This is a genomic window from Solidesulfovibrio sp., from assembly GCF_029978005.1.
Lineage (GTDB): Bacteria > Desulfobacterota > Desulfovibrionia > Desulfovibrionales > Desulfovibrionaceae > Solidesulfovibrio.
On the sequence record NZ_JARKOZ010000081.1, the window covers coordinates 1 to 20579 of the forward strand.

The window sequence follows — 20579 nt, forward strand, 5'->3', positions numbered from 1 at the left end:
GCTTTTCAAAAAGGGCCTGGAAAAGGCCCCCCACCGCTCCTTGCTCTATGCCTTGGGCCTGACCAAGGAAGAAATCGAACGGCCGCTGGTCGGCATCGTCAATTCCGCCAACGAGGTCGTGCCCGGGCATATCCATCTCAACACCATCGCCGAGGCGGCCAAGGCCGGCGTGCGCCTGGCCGGCGGCACGCCCATGGCCTTCCCGGTCATCGGCGTCTGCGACGGCCTGGCCATGAACCATGCGGGCATGCACTTTTCCCTGGTCAGCCGGGAAATCATCGCCGACTCCATCGAGATCATGGCCACGGCCCACCCCTTCGACGCCCTGGTCCTCATCCCCAACTGCGACAAGGTCGTGCCCGGCATGCTCATGGCCATGCTGCGCCTCAACATTCCGGCCGTCATCGTCAGCGGCGGCCCCATGCTGGCCGGAGCCACGTCCGAAGGCTCCTGCGACCTGATCGACGTGTTCGAAGCCGTGGGCAAGCTCAAACGCGGCGCCCTGGAACCCGAGGCCCTGCAGGAGTTGGAAGAAAACGCCTGCCCGGGCTGCGGCTCCTGCTCGGGCATGTTCACGGCCAACTCCATGAACTGCCTGTCCGAATCCGTGGGCCTGGGCCTGCCCGGCAACGGCACCATCCCGGCCGTGTCCGCCAAGCGCGTGCGCCTGGCCAAGTCCGCCGGCATGCGCGTCATGGATCTGCTGGCCAAAAACATCCGGCCGCGCGACATCGTCACGGAAAAAAGCCTGGAAAACGCCGTGACCATGGACATGGCGCTCGGATGCTCCACCAACACCGTGCTGCACCTGCCCGCGGTCTTCGCCGAGGCCGGGCTGCCGCTGACCCTCGACATCTTCGACGCCGTCTCGCGAAAGACGCCCAACCTGTGCAAGCTCTCCCCGGCCGGGCATCACTACCTCGACGACCTGGAGCGGGCCGGCGGCATCCCGGCCGTCATGAGCGCCCTGGCCGAGCGGGGCCTGCTGCACCTCGACGTCATGACCGCCACGGGCAAGACGCTGGGCGAAAACCTCGTCGACCTCAAGGCGCGCATCAAAAACGACGACGTCATCCGGGCCAAGGCCCCCTACGCCAATGAAGGCGGCATCGCCATCCTGCGCGGCTCCCTGGCCCCGGACGGCGCGGTGGTCAAGCAGTCGGCCGTGGCCCCGGCCATGATGCGCCATACCGGCCCGGCCCGGGTCTTCGACGGCGAGGAGGCGGCCAACGCGGCCATCCTCGGCGGGGAGATCAAACCCGGCGACGTGGTGGTCATCCGCTACGAAGGCCCGCAAGGCGGCCCGGGCATGCGCGAGATGCTCTCCCCCACCTCCAACATCATGGGCATGGGCCTTGGCGAGACCGTGGCGCTCATTACCGACGGCCGCTTCAGCGGCGGCACGCGCGGCGCGGCCATCGGCCACGTCTCGCCCGAGGCGGCCGACGGCGGCCCCATCGCCCTGGTGCGCGACGGCGACGTCATCGACATCGACATCCCGGGCCGCAAGCTCGAGGTGCGCCTGGACGCGGCCGAGCTGGAGACGCGGCGGGCCGGCCATGTCGCGCCGAAAAAGGAAGTCGCCTCGCCGCTGCTTAGGCGCTACGCCTCTCTGGTCAAGTCCGCCGCCCAGGGCGCGGTCTACAAGGACCCGGCCGCGCGGTAGCGGGAAAATATAGGTAGGTAAGCCTCCGGCGGCCAAAGGGCTGCGCCCTTTGGAATCCCGCAAGGGGGAAGGTGTAGACCTGAAATCCGTGCTCACGTTGCAATGAAAACGCCCCCTCCGGCCAACGGCCGGAGGGGGCGTTTTGCGTGCGGTGCTTCCGCTTCGCTACTTGCCGCCGGAAAGCTCCTGGATGGCCTCGGTCACGGTGTGGCCGTCGGGCAGCTTGGCGTTGGGATTTTTCAGCGCCAAGGCCTTGAGGGCGGCCAGCGCGCCGGCGTTGTCGTTCTTGTCGTGGGAAAGCACGATGCTCTTGTTGTAGGCGGCGATGACGTGGCCGGCGTTGATGGCCAGGGCCTTGTCGAAGCAGGCCAGGGCTTTGTCGAACTGGCCGACCTCGCGGTACATGACGCCCTGGTCGGTGAGCACGTCGGGCTGGCGCGGATCCAGGGTCAGGGCCTTCTCGTAGGCGGCGATGGCCTTGTCCGGCTGGTGGGTGTCGAAATAGAGGTTGCCGAGCTCGGTCCAGGCGGCGGTGTTGGCCGGTTCGAGCTGGGTCTGTTTCTCCACGGCCTTGATGCGGTCGGCAAGGGCCGGGTTGGGTGCCGCCTGCTGCTGGCTCGGCGGCGGCATCTGCGCCGTCTGCTGCGGGGCCTGGGGCGCGGACTTGCCCGTCAGGCCGTGAACCGTGAACCCGAGGTAAAAGCCGACAAGCAGGGCCAGGACGATGCCGAGGATGGCGGCGTTGCGGCTGACGACGGGATGCTCATTCTTCTCGCGCATGGACTCTCCTCAAAAGGGCCGAAAACGTTGGGGCGCAACCTAGGAAATATCGCGGGCGTTATCAATCCGTTTGCCCGCGCATCTTTTGAATGGGGGCGCGGCCGAGCCCGGGCCCCGGCCACGCTGCGTTGCGAAAGGAAGGCCGCCGGCTAGGCGCTCAGGACGGCTCCCGTCGCCACGACGTTGTCGGGGAAAAGCAGCAGGCTGATGTTGGTCAGCGTGCTCGTGCCGTCGTAGCTGGAAACGGACAATCCGTTTTTCGTGTCCGCGATGGTGTACATGACGTAGGGCTTCTCGAAACCGGCCACGTTGAATCCCGGGCCGCCGTCGATGGTGTCGTTGCCGCCCCCGCCGTAGAGCACGTCGTTGCCCCGGCCGCCGGAGAGGTAATTGTCCGCCGCGTTGCCGACGAGCAGGTCGCCGCCGTCGCCGCCGTAGACGTTCTCCACGGTGCTCAGCGGGAAGATGTAAAGCGGCGTCGCGTCCACCAGACTTATGGTGCCGGCATGGAGGTCGATCGCGGAGGCGGTCGTGACCGGGGAGGCATTGAGGGAGTCCTTGCCCGAGAAGTCGACGAGCAGCATCCTCGACGGATCCCCGGCGGCGACCGAAGCGTATTCGTTCGTATAGACCCAGCGGGTGTCGTCCGTGGCCTCGGATCCGTAGAGGCGCAGCGTCCAGCCGTCGAAGGAGACGCTGTCGCCGTCGGCGTTTTTGTCCGCCACGGTGACGGTCCAGTTCCCCAGGGAGGATTCTCCCAGGAAATGGGTCGAGGTCAGGGAGAAGTTCGCCGGATAGGCTTCGGTGGTTCCCGGGGCGTCCAGCAGCACGCTCTGGGTCCCCGAGGGCGAGGTGAGCGTGACCACGAGGTCCGAGGCGTCCCGGGCGTCCAGGTCCAGCACGACCTCGGCCCGTTCAACGGAAACGCCGACGGGCATGGCGATGGTCGAGGAGACGGAACCCGTGCCGTCGGGCAGCACGGCGTCGACGGCATGTTGCCCGGAAACGGTCGCCAGGTTGGCCGCCGTGCCCTGCGCGTCCCATGTCTCGGCCAGTCGGACCGCCGCGGTGGCGTCCACCAGGCCGTAGCCCACGTCGCGGCTGACGTGCATGCCCCCGCCGTTCCAGTCGGAGGCGCCGTTGGTGGTCCAGTCGCCGGAAGGGTCGGTGTTGCGGGCCGTCAGGGCCAGGATGTCCTGGACGTCCCGGTAGCCCAGGTCGGGGTTGGCCTCCAGCATCAGGGCCACGACCCCGGAAACCTGGGGCGCGGCGGCCGAGGTGCCGCCGAAGTCGTAGGCGTAATCCCCCTGGGGGGAAGGGGCCGTGTTGTAGCCGTTTTCGCCCATGCGGTCCGTGGTGACGATCTGGCCGTAGTCGTGGCGCACGATCTGCGTGACGACCTGATCCTCGTCGTCTTCGTTTTCGGCCGGGATGACGACGGTTTCCGTGGTGTAGTACCAGGAAAGCGACGGCGCTCCCACGAGGACGGAGGCTCCGGGCGTGCTGTAGGAGCTCACCTTGCCCGTGTTGTCGATGGCGGCCACGGTGATGGTATAGGGGGAATTGGTCAGGTTGTCGGTATTGGCGTCGAAATCCTCCTCGCGGTCGTTCCCGGCGGCGAAGACGATGATGGAGCCCTTGCCGTCGCGGCCCTCGGTCGCGGCGTCGGCCAGGGCCGTGGCGGCGCTTTGGTTTTCCGGGTCGTTCAGGTTGTAGAACGTTCCGGAATGGCCCCAGCTGTTGTTGACCACGTCGTAGGAGGAGGCCGCCACGCGGAAGGCGCTGACGAAATCATCCATGTCTTCGGGCGTGTCCGGGTCGATGTCCGACCCCAGGGGAATATAGACCGAGGCCAGGGTCGCGCCGGGGGCCACGCCGACGCCGCCGATGCCGTTGCCGGCCACGGCCGCGATGACGCCGGCCACAGCCACGCCGTGGTTGTCCGTGGACATGACGGGCTGCCCGTCCATCGCGGAAGAGATTCCCGAGAAGCTCAGCGTCGTATCGATGTTGGAGGCCAGGTCAGGATGCGCGTACTCGACGCCCTGGTCCACGACGGCAACGGTCACGCCCTTGCCCGTATAATCCTGCCAGACGGGGACGACGTTCAGGTCGACGCCGGGCGTGCCGCCGTCTTGCCCCGTATTCTGCAAGTGCCATTGCTGCTCGAAAAGGGGGTCGTTCACGATGCTGCTGCTCATGGCGTCTCCTTTGCGCGTCAAAAGGGAACTCTAGCCACCCTAGCAACTTCGTGGTCGATTGTCATCGGGTAGGAAAAGCCCGAAGCGGCAATTTGCCGCTTCGGGCGCGCGTGCTTGAAGAGGGTGTGAGGGTTTTCGACGCGCTTTATGCTGACAACGGAGCGCCAAGCCGCTTCGTCGATTGCCGGGAATTGCAATTTCACAACAGGGCGGCAGTGACGTCTTGAAATCATAATCAGCGGAAAGGTATTGTAATTTTACGACGTCAACTTCTTCATGAAAACGGAACGAAGCGTTTCATGATTCGATGGCCTGCCGCAGCCGGTGGTATTCCTCCTCGGTGATGCCGCCGGAAGCCAGCCTGACCTTGAGCAGCCGCATGGCGTCGTCACGGTCGGCCTGGGCCCCCAGGCGGTGCGTGGTTTCGTCGCTGCGCTGCGTCGTGCGGCGGCGAACCAGGACCAGGGCGACGATCACGGCCAGGAGGAGCAGGAGCCAGGAAAAGGGGCCGCCCAGGCCGCCCCAGCCCATGGGGAGGAAGGTCCGCATCAGTTCGTCGCACATGGTCCGCTCCTGCCGGCCGCATGCCGCCTCGGGGCCGGCTCGAGGGCCGGCCCCGACACGAGGCTTCGGCGATTACTGGCAGCCGCCGCCCGCGCCGCCGCAGGGGCCGGAGCCGCCGCCCATCATGCCGCCCATCATGCCGCCGTGGTAGCCGCCCATGACGTTGGGGCCGATTTCCTTGGACACCTGAATGCGGAACTGGGTCCGCTCGGCGATGAGCTTGCCTTCGATGTCGCCGATCTGCTTGGACAGGTCCGTGATCTTGGCCTGGTCGGGGTTCTGGGCGATGACCAGGGCGTTGAGCTCGGCGCGCTTGACGCCGAGGTCGGCGCGCAGCTGGGCGGTCTTGGCCGCGTAGGCGTCGTGGAGCTTCTGGAAGGCGGCCTGCTTTTCCGGGCTCAGCTGGGCCATGCCGCCGCCGTAGCCGGGGCAGCCGCCCGCGCCCGCGCCGGGGCCGCCGCCGGGCCGGGCCAGGGCCAGGGAAGAAGTGAGGGCCAGGGTGGCCACAGCCGCCAGGGCGATGCCGAAGGTCTTGCCGTGCATGATCTTTCTCCAGGGTTTGTCGGCCGAAGCCGAGTCGTTTCGTTTTGCCGCAGAAGCCGGGAAGCGTGTCCGCCTCCGCCCGTGCGGTTGATCCTGATAAAGCATCTCCCGTGCCAAATCATTTTGATAAGTAATTATAGTATGTTGCTGAGATGTGCTGGCTAGGGACCGGATCGAAGGCTGGATAGAATCCATACAGACGGCCGGGTCGCGACCGTGCAGCTGTATGAAAGCGATACGCCGGGCTTCATATTCTATTTCTATCGAAAGACAGAATCCCCTAGGGCCAGTCGTCGCCGAAGCGGGCGTCGCCGCTCTTCTCCCCGTCCTGGGGACAAGGGCAAGCGTCCCGGTCTCCCCTTGCGGCCGGCAGCAGGGGAAAATCGAACATGGGCCGGCCGGCGCTCTCCCGGCCGAGCCGCCAGCCGAGCAACAGGAAAAAGAGCGCGACGGAAAGGGCGATCAGGGCGAAGGCGGGATCGAAGCTGACAGGGGTCATGGCTGCTCCTCGGGCAAGGGGTTGTCGGCGGTGACGGCGTCGATGATGCGCGCCGCCGTGGCGCGCTCCGCCAGGGGGTGGGCCAGGGGCAGGGGCCGGGCCATGCAGACGTGGCAGGCCTCGTCGTAGACGTGGTCCTCGCCGGTGGTGTCGATGTCCTCCACGTTGCGCCGGTCGGTCACGAGCAGGGGAATGGTGCGGATGAAGTGCTCGCACACGTCGTAGACCACGAGCATGGGCCATTCGCCGTCGCGGGGCCGCAGGCGTTCGTGGAACTGGCGTATCTTGGCGGTGCGCGAAGGATCGCCGGGCGCGAGGTGCACGCCCTGCCCGGCGAAGGTCTCGGCCGTGCTCGGGCCTTGGCCGCCGCCCCGGTAGTCGGGTTTTTTGGCGAAGCAGTCCGGGCCGGCCAGGCGGGTGATGGGCCGGCCGGCGATGCCGAGCCCCTCCTCCCGTTCCCGGATGCCCACGGCGATGCGCGAATCGGGCAGGCGCAGGCCCTGGTTGGGCGTGCCGGCGCAGCCGTACCATTCGGCGAAGCGCAAAAGCCTGCCGTCGGCGTCCACCCACCACCAGCCCACGGAAAACGGCGCGCCGTAGCCCCAGTCGAAGGTCATGAAAAGCGGCGCGTGCCCGGGCACGGGCCTGGCCGGCACCACGTGGCGCTCCCGGGAAAAGGCGAAGGCCTGGCCCAGGAACACGTCCCAGTCGCCGTCGCGGTAGGCGCTGCGGTAGGGTTCGGGCAGGGCTTCCAGGCGCTTGGCGTAGTCGGGGTCGCGCTTGAGCAGGATGGGGTTGTCGGAGAGGCGGCCCGGGATGAAGCAGCGCAGCATGCCCCCTTCGGCGTCCGGGGCGCGCCTGGGGACCATGGGCGGGGCGAAGTCCACGAACCGGGACTTGACGAAGCCGTGCCCCGGGCCGCCGGGGTTGGAGGCGCACACCACGCCGGGAATCTTGTGGCGGTAGGCGCGGGGCACCTCCAGGGCGCAGCGCAGCCGGCCCCGCAGGTAGTCGTACTGGAACCGGGTGAAATGGGTCAGCTCGTCGATGAGGAGCAGGTGGATCTCCAGCCCCTGGTAGGCGAAGACGTCGGCCTCGCGCGGGCAGCCGCAAAAGGCGAGCCTGGACCCGTTGACGAATTCGAACCGGCGCTTGGAGGCCACGTAGCGGCCCAGGGCCTTGGGGAACTGGGCCAGGGCGGGCAGGATGTGGTTGCGCTCCAGTTCGGGCATGGTGCGCCGGAAAAGGTAGGCCTGCAGGCCCGGCACGCATTGGCAGGCGAGCAGGGCCTCGAAGCGCAGGGCATGGCTTTTGCCCGGCCCGGCCGCGCCGCCGAAGAGGATCTCGTTGGCCGGACAGGCGTGCAGGGCGGCCTGTCTGGGCTGGGGGACGTAGTCGAGCACGACGGAGCGGCCAGGTACGGCGGGAAGCGCCGATATATCGGCAAAATGTCGCTGCATGGAATACCTGCGCAATCGTTGCCAATGTAACAGCTTGAAATAAAAAAGAAGGCCCGCTGGCACGGTTTGGGCAGCGTTTGCCTCCAAGCGCTTGGGCGCGAGTTGGAGGAAAGCTGTCATGGGAACGCGTCAGCGGGCTTGCAGGATGGTGCTGGTCGCGGCCCTCGCGGCCACGGCCCTTGTGGGCGGCAGCACGATCGCACGGTGTCGGGGCGAGGCGCGCGGCTACGGCCGGGTGCTTCAGGCCGCGCAAAAGACGCCGCCGCATCCCGACGCCGCCACGGACCGGGTCATGGCCCTGTATCTGTCCAGGCACGACGACAGGCAACCGCACCTGCCGGGCCTCGCCCGGGAGGCGGACGAACGCCGCGACGGCGAGCCCGCCCCCGAGGCCTGCGCCGCTTCCGCCCTTCCGGAGGAACCGCCGGAGGGGCGGCTCTAGGGGCCCGGCTTTTCCGGGGCCCCGCCCTCTCCGGCCGGCGGCGCGGGACAGGGGGCCGGGGCGTCGGCCGGCGGCTGGTCCGGCGGCGGGACATATGTCACGACCGTGAGAACGGGCTGTGACTCCGGATGCTCCTCGCCCTTTTCGCGGCTTCCCAGGTGCCTGGCCAGGGTGGCCAGGGCTTGAGGCTTGCCGTGCAGCTTGATGCGCACGCCCTTGCCCGGGGTTTCCACGATTTCCGCCACGCAGGCCGTCTGTTCCTGCGTCAGGTCCCTTGCGGCCCGGAGCGTCACGCCCTGCCCGTCCCAGTCCGCGAAATCGCGCATGTCCGCGAAGGCGATGCGGGCCAGTTCGGCCACCACCCGGTCCTGGGTGATGCCCACGCGCCGGCTGCGCGCGTCCATGGCCTCCTCGATGGCGGCGCGCACGTGGGGCAGGCGGCGAAGCCGCCTGCCGGCGGTCTCGGCGCTTTGGGGGCTGTAGCCGGCCCGGATCGCGGCCGCGCCGGCCTTGAGGTCGATGAGGTATTCCTCCACGAACCGGCGTTGCCGGTCCGTGAGGCGGTTTTGCGCGCCGTCGGCGGGCATGGGGGCCATGGTCAATGGAGCCTCGGGGAAGGGCCGGTCCAGCGCCACAGGGCCAATACGTCGGCCAGGGTCAGGTGGGGATTGAGGGCGAGCAGGTCGTCGAGGCTGACGGCCAGGGTCGGGGCATGGGGCATGGGGCGCTCCGCATCCGCCCTCTCCGGGCGGGCTTGGACCGGGCCTAGGCGGCCAGGTCGCGTTCCTCCAGGATGGTCAGCCGGGTGGCGTGGCTTTCCAGGCGCTCGGCCACCCGTTCCATCTCCGCCCGGGTGGCGTAGCCCCGGGCCAGGTCCACCCGGCAGTCGGCCTGGGTCTTCTCCAGGGCGCGCAGCCGCGCGTCCAGGCCGTCGATGGCCCGGGCCACGTCGGCCACCCATTTGCGGGTGAAAAACAGGACCAGCCCGATCAGCAGCGACATCCAGGCCGGCAGGAAAAAGGGCTCAGGGGACATGGGGGGCTCCGTTTGCGGCGTCGCGGTTGCGGCCGAGCGCCGGCAGGAGGCGTTCGGCCAGGTCGATGCCGGCCTGGGAGCCGATGGTCGCCAGGGCGATGTCGCTGATGGCCCGGACGTCCTCGTCGCCGAGCCCGAGGCTCCATTTGCGGTTGGCCGCGATCACGGCCATGGAGCACGCCGCGGCCAGGAGCTTGCGCGAGAGGAGCTTGTCCCTGGCGCTCATGACGGCAGCTCCCGGTGGATCGGACCGCAGTCCCCCCCGCCGCAGAAAGGGCAGGACGGCGGGCCGGCGAAGGCGGCCCGGCAGGCCGAGCCGGCGAACACCGTGCCGCAGGCCGCGCAGGCCCGGTGCACCTTGTCGGAAACGAAGCAGATGGTCCCGTCCTCGGCCACATTGGCGTAGCTGGACAGGACCGCGCCGCGCAGGTCGCCGGAAAAGGCCGGCAAAGTCGCATTCGTGTTCATGTCGCACCTTCCTTGGTTCTGAAGTGACCATGGAAGGCGGACAGGGACCAGCCAGTCTATGTCAAAAACAAATTTGCCTATTGCGGTACGAAATAGGGACGCCGCCGGCTTTACAAGGGGTGTTCCATAAGGCACTTTTCCGTAACGTTCGCCAAAAGGAGACGCCCATGTCCCCGCGCATCCTGCTGCTTCTCGGCGCGACGATCCTGGTTTGCGGCTGCGCCGGCCGCGCGACGAACCCGGACGGCGTTTCGTCCGCCCCGCCCATGTCCGTGAAGGAGTTCTACGAGTTCTGCTCGGCCCTGCCCACGCCCGGAGCCTGCGTGTCCGATCCCATCTGCCAGCCTTACCGCAAGGAACTGTCCCATGCGCCGGCGGATCTCAAAAGCTGTCTGTCCCTGTGCCGGCAGACCTACGACGCCATGTACGTGGACAACCTGACCAACGGCTGCGGCGCGATTCTCGAGCGGGCCCAGGACCTGTGCGACCAGTTCTGCCGCCGCCGCGACCGTTCGTGAGCGTCGGCGGGCGGCCGTGCCTTGCCTGGGGGGGCGGCCGCCGCGAGAGCGTGGAGGGAACAGCCCAAGGCGCGCGACTGCCGCGCAAGGCGAGGCCATGGTCGCAACTCCTGTGCACGACGACAAGAAAGACCCGGAAAGGGCCGCTTCCGGTCCCGAAGGAGCCTTTCCCGGCGCGCCGCCGGGCCGCCCCCCGGACACGGCCGCCATGGCGGGTCTTTTCGACAACGCCCTGATCGGCACGCTCCTGTCCCGCCGGGGGCGCATCGAAAAAATCAACGCGCGCGGCGCGGCCATCCTGGGGTATGCGGCCGGGGAGCTCTCCGGCCGCGACGTCGCGGCCCTTTTCCCCTCGGCCGAAGCCTACGAGGCCTTTCGGGCCGAGGTCGAACGGGACTTGACGGCAACCGGGAGCTACGACGGGGAATGTCGCCTGCGCCGCAAGGACGGGCGGGACGTCGACGTGCGCTGCCAGGGCAGGCGGCCGGGGACCGACGATCCCGACGGAACGGTCGTCTGGGCCTTCGACGACGTCACCGGCCTGCGGCGCATGGAGCGCGACCTCTCGGCCGCCAGACAGGCGGCCGCCGCGGCGGAAGCGGCCAAGAGCCGGTTTTTGGCCGACATCGGCCACGAACTGCGCACGCCCCTGGGCGGCATCAGCGGCATGACCCGGCTCCTGCTGGAGACGGCCGAAAGCGACGAACTGCGCGAAGGGCTGGAGGCCATCCGGCAATCCGTGCGCGCCCTGGAGCGCATCGTCGGCGACCTGCACGAGTTGTCGCGGGTGGAAGCCGGCCGGCTGACCCTTTGCCCCCGGGTCTGCGACCTCAAGGCCGAACTCGAGCCGTTCTTGCGCCACCAGGCCGTGCAAAGCGGGTTGCGGCCCTTCGCCTTCGCCTACCGTTTCGAACCGGGCCTGCCCTCTCGCGTCGTCCTGGACCCGGAGCGCCTGCGCCGCATCCTGGCCAACCTCCTCGAGAACGCCTTCGCCAGCACCCAAAAGGGCTCCGTGACCGTGGTCGCGGCCCCGGGGTTTGACGCCGCCGGGGACGGGACGTCCGGTGGCAAGGCGCGCCTTGCCTTCACGGTGACGGACACCGGACCGGGCATCGCCCGGGAACGGCTCGAGAAGGTGTTCGAGCCCTTCGCCGTCGGCGAGGACGCCCTGACCCGGGCTTCGGGCGGCGCGGGCCTGGGGCTGGCCGTGGCCAGGCGGCTGGCCGGCCTGATGGGCGGCGACCTCCGCGTCGCCTCCGAGCCCGGGCGCGGCAGCGTCTTCACCCTGACGCTTTCCTGCGAGCTGCCGGCCGGCGACCGGCCCGAGGCGGCCCAAACGGCCGGCCAGGCGGCATCGCCGCAGGGGAAGACGGGACTGCGCATCCTCGTGGCCGAGGACGAGCCGGTCAACCGCATCTACACCGTGCGCGCCCTGCAGCGTCTCGGCCATGCCGTGAAGACCGCCGCCGACGGCCGCGAGGCCCTGGCCATGCTCTGTCGGGAACCCTTCGACCTGGTGCTCATGGACATCCAGATGCCGCGCTTAAACGGCCTGGACGCCACGCGCCTGATCCGCTCGGGCCAGTTGGCGGACGTGCCCCCGTCCCTTCCGGTGGTGGCGCTGACGGCCTACGCCATGGACGAGGACCGGGAACGAGGTCTGGCGGCCGGGATGGACGAATACGTGGTCAAGCCCTTCGAGCCGGAAGCGCTGGCCGCGGCCATGGCCCGGGCCCTGTCGCGCAAGGGCGCGTGACCGGTTCAATGGACGCGGGAGACGATGCGGCGCAGGTGCCTGTCGGAAAGGCCGAACAGGTCGCGCAACGCAAAGAGGTCGGCCCCGGCGCGGTACATGCGGCGGATCTCGCTGTCGCGCCGCCGCAGCCGCGCGGCCGTGCCGTTGGGAATGTCCAGGCGGCAGCCGCCCCAGGCGGCGATGAGCGCGTCCACGGCCGCTCTGGCCGCGGCTTCTCCCAGGCTCTGCGCCAACGTCGTCTCCAACTCGGCTTCACGCATCGTCGCGTCTCCACGGGTTGTGCTTGAGGAAGGGGTCGTTGGAATCCACGAGTATTCCTGATAGGAATATTTGTCAAGAATAATATTCCAAAAAAGGAATGGACATTCCCCCTCCTCCTGGGGCATGAATGGCGTCATGGTCAGGCAGCTCCCCTCCTCCCCTCCCTCCCTGGGCGCGGCCCTGCGCACCGAGGAGGACAAGTGCTTCTGGAAGGCGCTGGCGGAGCTGACGGCCATGGAAAACCCCAACCAGGGAGAGCTGGCCGCCTCCGTCGGGGTGAGCCAGGGATACGTCAGCAAGATCCTGGCGGGAAAGCAGGCCCCCAAGGCGGAACTGCGCCGCCGGTTCGCCGCGTTTTTCAAGCTCGGCTACGAGGACATGCTGTCCCTGGGGCGGGAGCGGCTGGAGAGCCAGGACTACGTGCCGGAGGGCGGCGGGCCCAGGCGCTACCACGTCCGGGAGCCGCTCTACGGGGGCGAGCCGGCCGGCCGCGCCGGGAATCCGGCCGGGGAATTCGCGGCCATGCGGTCCATGCTGCGGGACATCCGGGCGCGCGAGGCGCACCAGTTCCAGTATACCGAGGTGCCCCTGCGCGAGGCCACGGGTTCCATGGGCGGCGGGTCCACGGAGACCGGCGACCGGGCCCTGACCTACCTGAGCTTTCGCACGGAATGGATCCGCTCCAAGGGCAATCCGGAGAACATGACCGTCATCCGGGCCTTCGGCGACAGCATGGAGCCCACCATCCCCGACGGCAGCGTGGTGCTCATCGACGAGGGCCGGCGGCAGTTCGTCAAGAACAAGGTCTACTACCTGCGCTACAACGGCCAGATGTACATCAAGCGCCTCATCGAGCGCGACGGCTGCCTGTGCGTCGCCTCGGACAACGACGCCAACCTGCTCCTGGTCTCCGACGCCGACGATTTCGAGATCATCGGCCGCTGCATCTGGACGGCCCGTGAATTGGACTGATAGGCATTCGAGGAATAGTTGCTTGGAAATTATTCCTGATACGGAGGAGCTTTCTTCGCTTGCCTTTCCCTGGCCTGCCCGGCCGGGGCGGCGCGCCTCCCGGCCGGGCAGGACTATTCGAGCGGCGCAAGCGCGCGCCTAGCAGCCTTCGGCCGCGCAGTCGCCGCGAAACGCCGCCACCATTTCTTCCAAAGCGTCCACCTGGCGGGTCATGTTCTGCACCACGCTGGTCGATTCCCGCATGCCCCGGGCGATGTCCGCCGACAGACGGCTGACCTCCTCCTCGGCCCGGTTGATCTCCTCGCTGGCCGCCGACTGCTCCTCGGCCGCGGCGGCGATGCCCTGCACCTGGGCCGAAGTCTCGTCCACCAGGGCGACGATGGCGCGCAGGGCCGCCTCCGAGGCGCCGGCCAGCTCCGTGGCCCGGGCCACGGCCGTGGTCGCCTCGTCCACCAGGGCGATGCTCTCCTGAGCGCCCTTCTGGATCGCGCCGATGGAAGACCCCACCTCCTTGGTGGCGCTCATGGTCTTTTCGGCGAGCTTTCTGACCTCGTCGGCCACCACGGCGAAGCCCCGGCCGGCCTCGCCGGCCCGGGCGGCCTCGATGGCGGCGTTTAAGGCCAGCAGGTTGGTCTGGTCCGCGATGTCGGAAATGACGTTCATGATGGCCCCGATGGATTGGGCCTTTTCGCCCAGGGCGTCCATGCCCGCCTTGACCTCGCGGGAGGCGGCGTCCACCCTGCTGATGGCGGTCATGGACTTCTCCACCACGTCCCGGCCGTCGTTGGCCTGGTCCCGGGCGGCCATGGCCTTGGCCGCGGCCTGGGCGGCGTTGCGCGCCACCTCGAGCACCGTGGCGTTCATCTCCTCCATGGCCGTGGCCGTTTCCGCCGTGCGCCGCTCCTGCTCGCCCACCGAAGCCACCACGGAGGCGACCTCGCTGCCGAGTTGCGAGGAGCCGTCGGCCAGGGCCTGCATGACGCCCTGCAGCTTGTCCGCCGCCAGGAGCAGTCCCTGCGTCTTGGCCGCGTCGGCCTGCGCCTGGGCTTGCCGGGCTTCTTCCAGGGCCTCGTGCGCCTTGGCCGCCTGCGCCGCCGCCTCTTCGCCCTTGGCCCGGGCTACGGCCAGGTTGGCCTTGATGCTTTGCGTCATGGCCGTCAGGGCGTCGCCCAGGGTCTGCAACTCGTCGCCCGAGCGGATGTCGAGCGTATGCTCCAGGTTGCCGCCGGCCACGGCGGCGGCGAATTCCACGCACCGCCGCAAGCCCCGCAGCACGAACACCCGCAGCAAAACGACGATGGCCACGACGAGAGCCGCGGTCACCGAGCCGGCGATCCAGACGTTGCGCCGGGTGGCGGCGTCGCTGAAGGCGCGGAATTCGGCCACCGGGGCCTCGACGACGAAGAACCAGCCCGTCTTGGGCTCGCGGAAGACGGCGGCCAGATGGCTCCCCGAGGCGTTCTCGTACGGGATAACGCCGGAGCCGGTCACGGCCAGGATGCGCCGGCCGAGGTCCGTCCCGGCCAGGTCCGTCTTCATGAGCAGGGACCTGTCCGGATGGGCCAGCACCATGCCCTGGGCGTCCAGGATGAAGGCGTAGCCGGTCTGGCCGATTCTGGTGCTGGCCAGTTCGCTGGTCAGGGATTCCAGGTCCATGCCGGTGTTGATGACGCCGACGAGCTTGCCCGAGGCGTCGCGCACGGGCTGGGCCAGCACCACCGCCGCCTTGCCCGTGGTGCGGGCGATGATGGCCTTGGACACGACGTCCGCCTTGCCGGCCTTGGCGACCAGGGCGAAATAGTCCCGGTCGGCCACGGTGACCTTGCCGACGCTGGCCGCGTTGCTCGAGGCCACGGAAACGCCCCTGGGATCGAAGACGTTGGAGTAGTCCGCGCCCGTGAGCCCGCCGGCCAGCACGGCGAGCAGGGCGTTGCCGGATGTCGTGTCCTCGCCCTTGGCCGCGGCGACGACCACGCCGTACTTGGCGAAACTGCCCAACATCTTCAGGTTGGCGATCACGGTGCCGGCGACGTCGTTGGCCATGGATTGGCAAAGCAGAACCATGGACTGGCTTTCGATCTGCTCCATGGACTGCTTGTTGGCCCTGTCGTTGAGCACGACGAGCAATGTCATGCCAATGACGACGAGGGCGAGAATGGGGGTAAAGAACTTCGTGCGCAGTGAAAGACGCATACCGTTCCCTCCTGGCAGGGGTGCTCGGGAGCCGTGGGAACGCAACGGCAGGGAATCCATCATGGCATGGAGGCATGGCATGTGTCCACTGCGGACGATACATTTCGATTGTCGCGGCAATAAAATAAGGTTGCCCATGAGCACGTGCGGCGGGTATTCTGGAAAGGAAAAGATGGCGGACGTTCCGCGTACGGGTGGCGTGTCTATGGCGAACTGCGAAATGCCGGGTCTGGGACAGGCGTTGGCGGCGAGGCTCGCGGCGGGCGTTCTGCTGGGGCTGGCCCTGGCCTGCGCGCCGGCCCTGGCCGGGGCGCAGGCGGCCTTGACCCCCGAGCAGCGAGACTATGTGCAACGACGCGGCGAAGTCGCCCTGTGCGTGGACCCGGACTGGGTGCCCTTCGAGAGCGTCAACGCCCGCGGCGAGCACGAGGGCATCGCCGCGGACCTGCTGCGCCTGGTGTCCGAACGCACGGGCGTCGTGTTCCGGCTCGTGCCGACCAGGGACTGGGACGAAAGCCTGGTCGCCTCGAAAGAGGGGCGCTGCCAGGCGCTGAGCTTTCTCAACAAGACGCCGGCGCGGGAGGAGTGGCTTCTTTTCACCGAACCTATCTTCAACGATTCCAACGTGTTCATCACTCGCGAAGAACACGCGTTCATCGACGATCCGGCCAGCCTCACCGGCGAGTCCATCGTGTTCCCGAGCGGCACCGCCATGGAGGAGCGCGTCCGGTCCGAGTACCCCAACCTCAGGGTCCTCACCACGGCCTCGGAACGCGAAGCCCTGGACATGGTCCAGGACCGCAAGGCCGACATGACCATGCGCTCCCTCATCATCGCCGCCTACACCATCAAGAAGGAAGGGCTCTTCAACCTCAAGATCGCGGGCAGGCTGCCCAATTACGCCAACAATCTCCGCATCGGCGTGGTCAAGGACGCACCGGAGCTGCGCGACGTGCTCGACGCCGGCGTCGCCGCCATCACCCCCCAGGAACGCGGCCAGATCGTCAACCGGCACGTGTCCATCAACGTGCAGACCGGAACCGACATGGCCCTCGTCGTCAAGCTCGGCCTAGTGTTCGCCTGCGTCATCGGCCTGGCCCTGTTCTGGAACTACAAGCTCAAGAAATACAATGCGGAACTGAGGCGACTGTCCCAGACCGACCTGCTTACCGACCTGCCCAACCGCCGCTGCCTCATGGCCGCCTTCGGGGCCGAGATGGAGCGGGCCGGCCGCTACGCACGCCCCTTCGCCGTGCTCATGCTCGACATCGACCATTTCAAGGCCGTCAACGACCGCCACGGCCATCTGGCCGGCGACCGGTTTCTCATCGCCTTCGCCAGGCTCTTGCGCGAGAACATCCGCCACTGCGACATGGCCGGCCGCTGGGGCGGCGAGGAGTTCCTGGTGCTGTGCCCGGAAACCGACGGCGAACGGGCGGCGCTTCTGGCCGAACGCATCCGCCTGGCCGTGGCCGGCCACGATTTCGGGACCGGAGAGCCCCATACCGTGAGCATCGGCGTGTCCGCCTCCCTGTCCGGGGACACGGGCGACGCCCTGCTCTCCCGGGCGGACGAGGCCCTCTACCGCAGCAAGCAGACCGGCCGCGACCGCGTATGCGTCTTGTAGGCGAAGCGTCCTTGAAACGCTGGCCCACGGCCGGACTTGGCGGTAAGACCGGGGCATGAAGCGCGCCCTGTGCACCCTTGTCGTCGGCGACGCCTACCGCAGGCGCTTCGCCGCCCGCGTCGCGCCGTTTCTGCGCGCCTACGCCAAGGCCCACGGCCTGTCCCTGGTCGTCCTGGACAAGCTCCTCGACGACTCCCCCCTGGGCCGGACCCGGTCGCCGGCCTGGCAGAAGTGCCTGATCCTGCGCCACCCCAGGCTGCGGGCCTGCGACCAGGTCGCCTGGCTCGACGCGGACATGCTGCCCCGCCCGGACGCGCCCGACGTCTTCGCGGGCGTGCCGCGGGACGCCTTCGGCGCGGTGGAGCACTTCTCGAGCCCGACGCCAGGAGCCTTCGCCCTGGCCGCGGCCAACATCCGCGCCCACCACCGCCGCCACGGCGTCACGGGCGGCGAGGAGCCCACGCCCGAGGCCTTCTACGGCCGCTACGGCTACGACGACTTCCCGGACAAGGTCGTGCAGACGGGCCTGCTCGTGCTCACCCCCGAGCTCCACGGCCCCGTCCTCGAAGGGGCCTACCTGGAGCAGCGCCGGCCGGACAGCCGGGAGATGCTCTTCGAAATGCGGCCCGCAAGCTGGGGCCTGCTGCGGGCCTCGCCCGTGGCCTGGCTCGACCCCCGCTTCAACGCGGTCTGGTCCACGACGCTGTTCTCGAGCTATCCGTTCCTGGCCGATCCGGACTTCCAGGCTGCCTACCGCGACCGTCCGGAGCTCTTCGCGGCGCTCAAGGCCCGCTGCCTGGCGGCCGCCTACGCGGCCGCCTATTTCCTGCATTTCGCCGGCACGGCCGGGGACATGGACGCCTTTTCCCCTCCCCTGCCCTGACCTTTCCCCGTCAACCCCGAAAAAACGGAGCATCCCATGAAATATGCCTGGATAGCGCTTCTCGTCGCCGGCCTGTTCGAAATCGGCTGGCCCGTCGGCCTCAAACTGGCCCAGACCCCGGGACGCCTGGTCCTCGGCGTGGTGCTGGCCGTGGCCTGCATGGCCGCCAGCGGCCTGTTCCTCTACCTGGCCCAGCGGACCATCCCCATGGGCACGGCCTATGCCGTGTGGACGGGCATCGGCGCGGCCGGAGCCTTCGTCGTGGGGGTCCTCGCCTACGGCGACCCGGCGAACCTGGCGCGCCTGGCCGGCGTGGGGCTCATCGTGGCCGGCGTGGCCGTGCTCAAGCTCGCCTCCTGACGCTCTTTCCCCGATCCGTCCCGGGGAGGGGCGCCGCACGGACGCACCGCCCGATGCCCGTGCGCTGGGTGATGCGCCGCCTTGCGGCGCACGCAGGACGGAAAAGGTGTGTTTCCCCGCATCCCATGGCCCTGGGAAGGCCTCCCGGTTGACTCGGGCGAGCACGCGCGTAGAATGAAAAAGTGAGCCTTTGTCATCCCGGCGAGAGAGGCGTTGTACCCCATCCGGGCGGACGGAATGCGATTTCCGTGTCGAGGTCTTTCCCAACCTGTCGGAGACGTCCCATGCGCATCGGCATCACCTCCAAGGTCGTCTTTCTCGTCGTCTCCTCGGTCGTGGCCTCGGCCGCGGCGGTGCTCCTGGCCGGGCGCATGGCGTTCGAGCAGGGGTTTTCCAAGGAATACGACCAGAACATCCAGGCCTTCGCCAGGGTCGGCGCGGACAGGGTGCAAAGCCTCGGCGCGGCGCTCACGGGGGCGGCCAAGGCGCAGGCCGTGCGGCCCAACGTGATCGGCGGCCTGGCCGAGGGGAACGCCGCGCTCCTGGCCCGGCTGGGCCGGGACCTGCTGGCCGTGGGCCAGGTCAGCGGCGTGGTGTTCACCGATGCCAAGGGCGCTGCCCTGGCCGCGGTCGGCCAGACGGAGAATCTTGCCGAACCCCTGGCCAGGGGCCTGGAAAAGGCCAAGGCCGGCGGCGAGTCCGCCGGATTCGTGGCCGTTGCCGGCGACCACTTGCCCTACCTGGTCTGCTCCCCGGTCTCCAAGGACGGGACGGTGATCGGGATGGTGAGCCTGGTGGCGGACCTGGCCTCGGGCGACGGCCTGGTCGACGCTCTGGGGCGCATGCTCGGCGTGGAGGCCACGCTTTTCTCCGGGGACCGGCGCGTGTCCACCACCATCGTGGAAAACGGCCGGCGGGCCGTGGGAACGTCCATCAACGATGCGGAAATCAAGGACAAGGTGCTCGGCCGGGGCGAGACGGTCTACAAGCGCCTCACGCTCTTCGGCCGACCCTTCGTCGCCGCCTACTGGCCCCTGCCGGACACGTCGGGCCGGCCGGCCGGCATCGGCTTCGTGGGCAAGTCCATGGACGAGCTGGCCAACGCCCTGACCGCCGTCAACCGCGGCGCCGGGCTGACCGCCCTGCTCGTGGTGGTCCTTCTCGGCCTGGCCGGATTTTTCGCCTCCCGCGTCTTCACCAGGCCCATCCTGGCCCTGGCCGAGTTCTCCAAGGCCGTGGCCGGAGGACGCCTCGACGCTCCGTTGGCCGTGGCCCAGCGCGACGAGGTGGGCGATCTGGCCGGAGACCTGCGCCAGATGGTGGCCACGCTTCGGGACAAGATCGGCGAGGCCCAGGCCGCCATGGAGACCGCCCGGCAGGAGTCCGAAAACGCCCGCCGGGCCCAGCAGGCGGCCGAAGAGGCCAGGCTGCGGGGGGAATCGGCCCGGCGCGAGGGCGTGCTCCACGCCGCCGAACGCCTGGGCGAGGTGGTCACGGTGGTCACGGCCGCCTCGGACTCCCTGCGCTCGCGCATCGACCAGTCTCGAAACGGCTCGGACGTCCAGTCCGAGCGCGTGTCCGAGACGGCCACGGCCATGGAGGAGATGAACGCCACGGTGGTGGAGGTGGCCCAGAACGCCTCCCAGGCGGCGGCCACGGCCGACGCGGCCAAGGACAAGGCCGAACGCGGCGCGGACATCGTGGCCGAGGCCGTCTCGCGCATCGGCGCGGTGCGCGACCAGGCCCTGGCGCTCAAGGCCGACATGGGCGCCCTCGGCCAGCAGGCGCAGGGCATCGGGGCCATCATCGGCGTGATCAACGACATCGCCGACCAGACCAACCTGCTGGCGCTCAATGCCGCCATCGAGGCGGCAAGGGCCGGCGAGGCCGGCCGGGGCTTCGCCGTGGTGGCCGACGAGGTGCGAAAGCTGGCCGAAAAGACCATGACCGCCACCCGCGAGGTGGGCGACGCCATCCACGGCATCCAGCAAGGCACCACGCGCAACGTCGGCAACGTGGAGCGCGCCGTGACCCTCATCGCCGAGGCCACGGACAAGTCCCAGGAGTCGGGCCAGGCCCTCGGGGAGATCGTGACCCTCGTGGAATCCGCCTCGGACCAGGTCCGGGCCATCGCCACGGCCACGGAGGAGCAGTCCTCGGCCACGGAGGAGATCAGCCGCTCCATCACCGAGATCAACGCCATTTCCGCGGAAACCAGCCAGTCCATGACCGAGGCGGCCGCGGCCGTGGCCGAGGTGGCGGACCAGGCCACCGCCCTGCTTGAGCTCATCGACTCCATGCGGCGCGAGGCATCGCAAAGCGGCGGCGGGACGGCCGCCCTGCCGCGCTGA

Annotated in this window: 22 protein-coding genes; 9 read left to right on the forward strand and 13 right to left on the reverse strand. The window is 68.8% G+C overall.

What is annotated here, in order from left to right:
- Positions 1-16 precede the first annotated feature (16 nt).
- On the forward strand, positions 17-1666 hold the full coding sequence (gene ilvD, locus Q1K70_RS09450) for a dihydroxy-acid dehydratase (protein ID WP_300158323.1): 1650 nt from the start codon (positions 17-19) through the stop codon (positions 1664-1666).
- Between the two features lie 165 nt (positions 1667-1831).
- On the opposite strand, the gene Q1K70_RS09455 is transcribed toward ilvD, so the two are convergent.
- The 6 genes from Q1K70_RS09455 to Q1K70_RS09480 form a co-directional block, all read right to left on the reverse strand.
- On the reverse strand, positions 1832-2446 hold the full coding sequence (locus tag Q1K70_RS09455; protein WP_300158246.1) for a tetratricopeptide repeat protein: 615 nt from the start codon (positions 2444-2446) through the stop codon (positions 1832-1834).
- Positions 2447-2595: 149 nt separating this feature from the next.
- On the reverse strand, positions 2596-4647 hold the full coding sequence (locus tag Q1K70_RS09460; protein ID WP_300158249.1) for a S8 family serine peptidase: 2052 nt from the start codon (positions 4645-4647) through the stop codon (positions 2596-2598).
- Positions 4648-4944: 297 nt separating this feature from the next.
- Complete coding sequence (locus Q1K70_RS09465; protein WP_300158252.1) at positions 4945-5211, reverse strand: SHOCT domain-containing protein; 267 nt, start codon at positions 5209-5211, stop codon at positions 4945-4947.
- A 72-nt stretch (positions 5212-5283) separates the two neighbouring features.
- Entirely contained in the window at positions 5284-5754 is a 471-nt protein-coding gene (locus Q1K70_RS09470; RefSeq protein ID WP_300158254.1) for a periplasmic heavy metal sensor, read from the reverse strand.
- Between the two features lie 280 nt (positions 5755-6034).
- Complete coding sequence (locus Q1K70_RS09475) at positions 6035-6253, reverse strand: hypothetical protein (protein ID WP_300158257.1); 219 nt, start codon at positions 6251-6253, stop codon at positions 6035-6037.
- The gene (locus Q1K70_RS09480; protein WP_300158260.1) at positions 6250-7713 is read right to left on the reverse strand and encodes a terminase family protein; all 1464 of its coding nucleotides are present in this window, start codon (positions 7711-7713) and stop codon (positions 6250-6252) included. The genes Q1K70_RS09475 and Q1K70_RS09480 overlap by 4 nt, the downstream gene beginning before the upstream one ends.
- Positions 7714-7831: 118 nt before the next feature.
- Here Q1K70_RS09480 and Q1K70_RS09485 point away from each other — a divergent pair, with 118 nt between their 5' ends.
- Positions 7832-8155 (forward strand): hypothetical protein, encoded by a 324-nt coding sequence (locus tag Q1K70_RS09485; RefSeq protein WP_300158263.1) that lies wholly within the window; start codon positions 7832-7834, stop codon positions 8153-8155.
- On the opposite strand, the gene Q1K70_RS09490 is transcribed toward Q1K70_RS09485, so the two are convergent.
- Genes Q1K70_RS09490 through Q1K70_RS09510 form a run of 5 tightly spaced genes read right to left on the reverse strand, consistent with a single transcriptional unit; the run spans position 8152 to position 9658 of the window.
- Entirely contained in the window at positions 8152-8751 is a 600-nt protein-coding gene (locus tag Q1K70_RS09490) for a terminase small subunit (RefSeq protein ID WP_300158266.1), read from the reverse strand. The genes Q1K70_RS09485 and Q1K70_RS09490 overlap by 4 nt on opposite strands.
- Positions 8752-8753: 2 nt before the next feature.
- Positions 8754-8876, reverse strand: coding sequence for a hypothetical protein (locus tag Q1K70_RS09495; protein WP_300158269.1), 123 nt, complete (start codon positions 8874-8876; stop codon positions 8754-8756).
- 44 nt (positions 8877-8920) lie between these two features.
- Positions 8921-9190 (reverse strand): hypothetical protein, encoded by a 270-nt coding sequence (locus Q1K70_RS09500; RefSeq protein WP_300158271.1) that lies wholly within the window; start codon positions 9188-9190, stop codon positions 8921-8923.
- Positions 9180-9416: a hypothetical protein gene (locus tag Q1K70_RS09505; protein ID WP_300158274.1), complete on the reverse strand. Its 237-nt coding sequence runs from the start codon at positions 9414-9416 to the stop codon at positions 9180-9182. Before Q1K70_RS09505 ends, Q1K70_RS09500 begins: the two co-directional genes overlap by 11 nt.
- Positions 9413-9658: a hypothetical protein gene (locus tag Q1K70_RS09510; RefSeq protein ID WP_300158276.1), complete on the reverse strand. Its 246-nt coding sequence runs from the start codon at positions 9656-9658 to the stop codon at positions 9413-9415. The genes Q1K70_RS09505 and Q1K70_RS09510 overlap by 4 nt, the downstream gene beginning before the upstream one ends.
- Positions 9659-9825: 167 nt before the next feature.
- Between Q1K70_RS09510 and Q1K70_RS09515 the strand changes: the two genes are divergently transcribed.
- A complete protein-coding gene (locus tag Q1K70_RS09515) occupies positions 9826-10176 on the forward strand; it encodes a hypothetical protein (protein ID WP_300158279.1) in 351 nt (116 codons plus the stop codon).
- A gap of 97 nt (positions 10177-10273) precedes the next feature.
- Entirely contained in the window at positions 10274-11932 is a 1659-nt protein-coding gene (locus Q1K70_RS09520; protein ID WP_300158281.1) for a response regulator, read from the forward strand.
- 5 nt (positions 11933-11937) lie between these two features.
- Here the strand turns inward: Q1K70_RS09520 and Q1K70_RS09525 are convergent, their stop codons facing one another.
- On the reverse strand, positions 11938-12192 hold the full coding sequence (locus tag Q1K70_RS09525; protein ID WP_300158284.1) for a Mor transcription activator family protein: 255 nt from the start codon (positions 12190-12192) through the stop codon (positions 11938-11940).
- A 136-nt stretch (positions 12193-12328) separates the two neighbouring features.
- Here Q1K70_RS09525 and Q1K70_RS09530 point away from each other — a divergent pair, with 136 nt between their 5' ends.
- Positions 12329-13165 carry an XRE family transcriptional regulator gene (locus Q1K70_RS09530; RefSeq protein ID WP_300158287.1) on the forward strand — a complete coding sequence of 279 codons (837 nt, stop codon included), beginning with the start codon at positions 12329-12331 and terminating at the stop codon, positions 13163-13165.
- A gap of 138 nt (positions 13166-13303) precedes the next feature.
- Here Q1K70_RS09530 and Q1K70_RS09535 read toward each other — a convergent pair whose 3' ends face one another.
- Positions 13304-15358 carry a methyl-accepting chemotaxis protein gene (locus Q1K70_RS09535; protein ID WP_300158290.1) on the reverse strand — a complete coding sequence of 685 codons (2055 nt, stop codon included), beginning with the start codon at positions 15356-15358 and terminating at the stop codon, positions 13304-13306.
- 205 nt (positions 15359-15563) lie between these two features.
- Between Q1K70_RS09535 and Q1K70_RS09540 the strand changes: the two genes are divergently transcribed.
- The 4 genes from Q1K70_RS09540 to Q1K70_RS09555 all read left to right on the forward strand — a co-directional run bounded on the left by Q1K70_RS09540 (position 15564) and on the right by Q1K70_RS09555 (position 20579).
- A complete protein-coding gene (locus Q1K70_RS09540; RefSeq protein WP_300158293.1) occupies positions 15564-16985 on the forward strand; it encodes a diguanylate cyclase in 1422 nt (473 codons plus the stop codon).
- Positions 16986-17040: 55 nt separating this feature from the next.
- The gene (locus Q1K70_RS09545) at positions 17041-17868 is read left to right on the forward strand and encodes a hypothetical protein (protein ID WP_300158295.1); all 828 of its coding nucleotides are present in this window, start codon (positions 17041-17043) and stop codon (positions 17866-17868) included.
- 36 nt (positions 17869-17904) lie between these two features.
- Positions 17905-18228: a multidrug efflux SMR transporter gene (locus Q1K70_RS09550; RefSeq protein ID WP_300158298.1), complete on the forward strand. Its 324-nt coding sequence runs from the start codon at positions 17905-17907 to the stop codon at positions 18226-18228.
- Between the two features lie 284 nt (positions 18229-18512).
- Positions 18513-20579 (forward strand): methyl-accepting chemotaxis protein, encoded by a 2067-nt coding sequence (locus Q1K70_RS09555; protein WP_300158301.1) that lies wholly within the window; start codon positions 18513-18515, stop codon positions 20577-20579.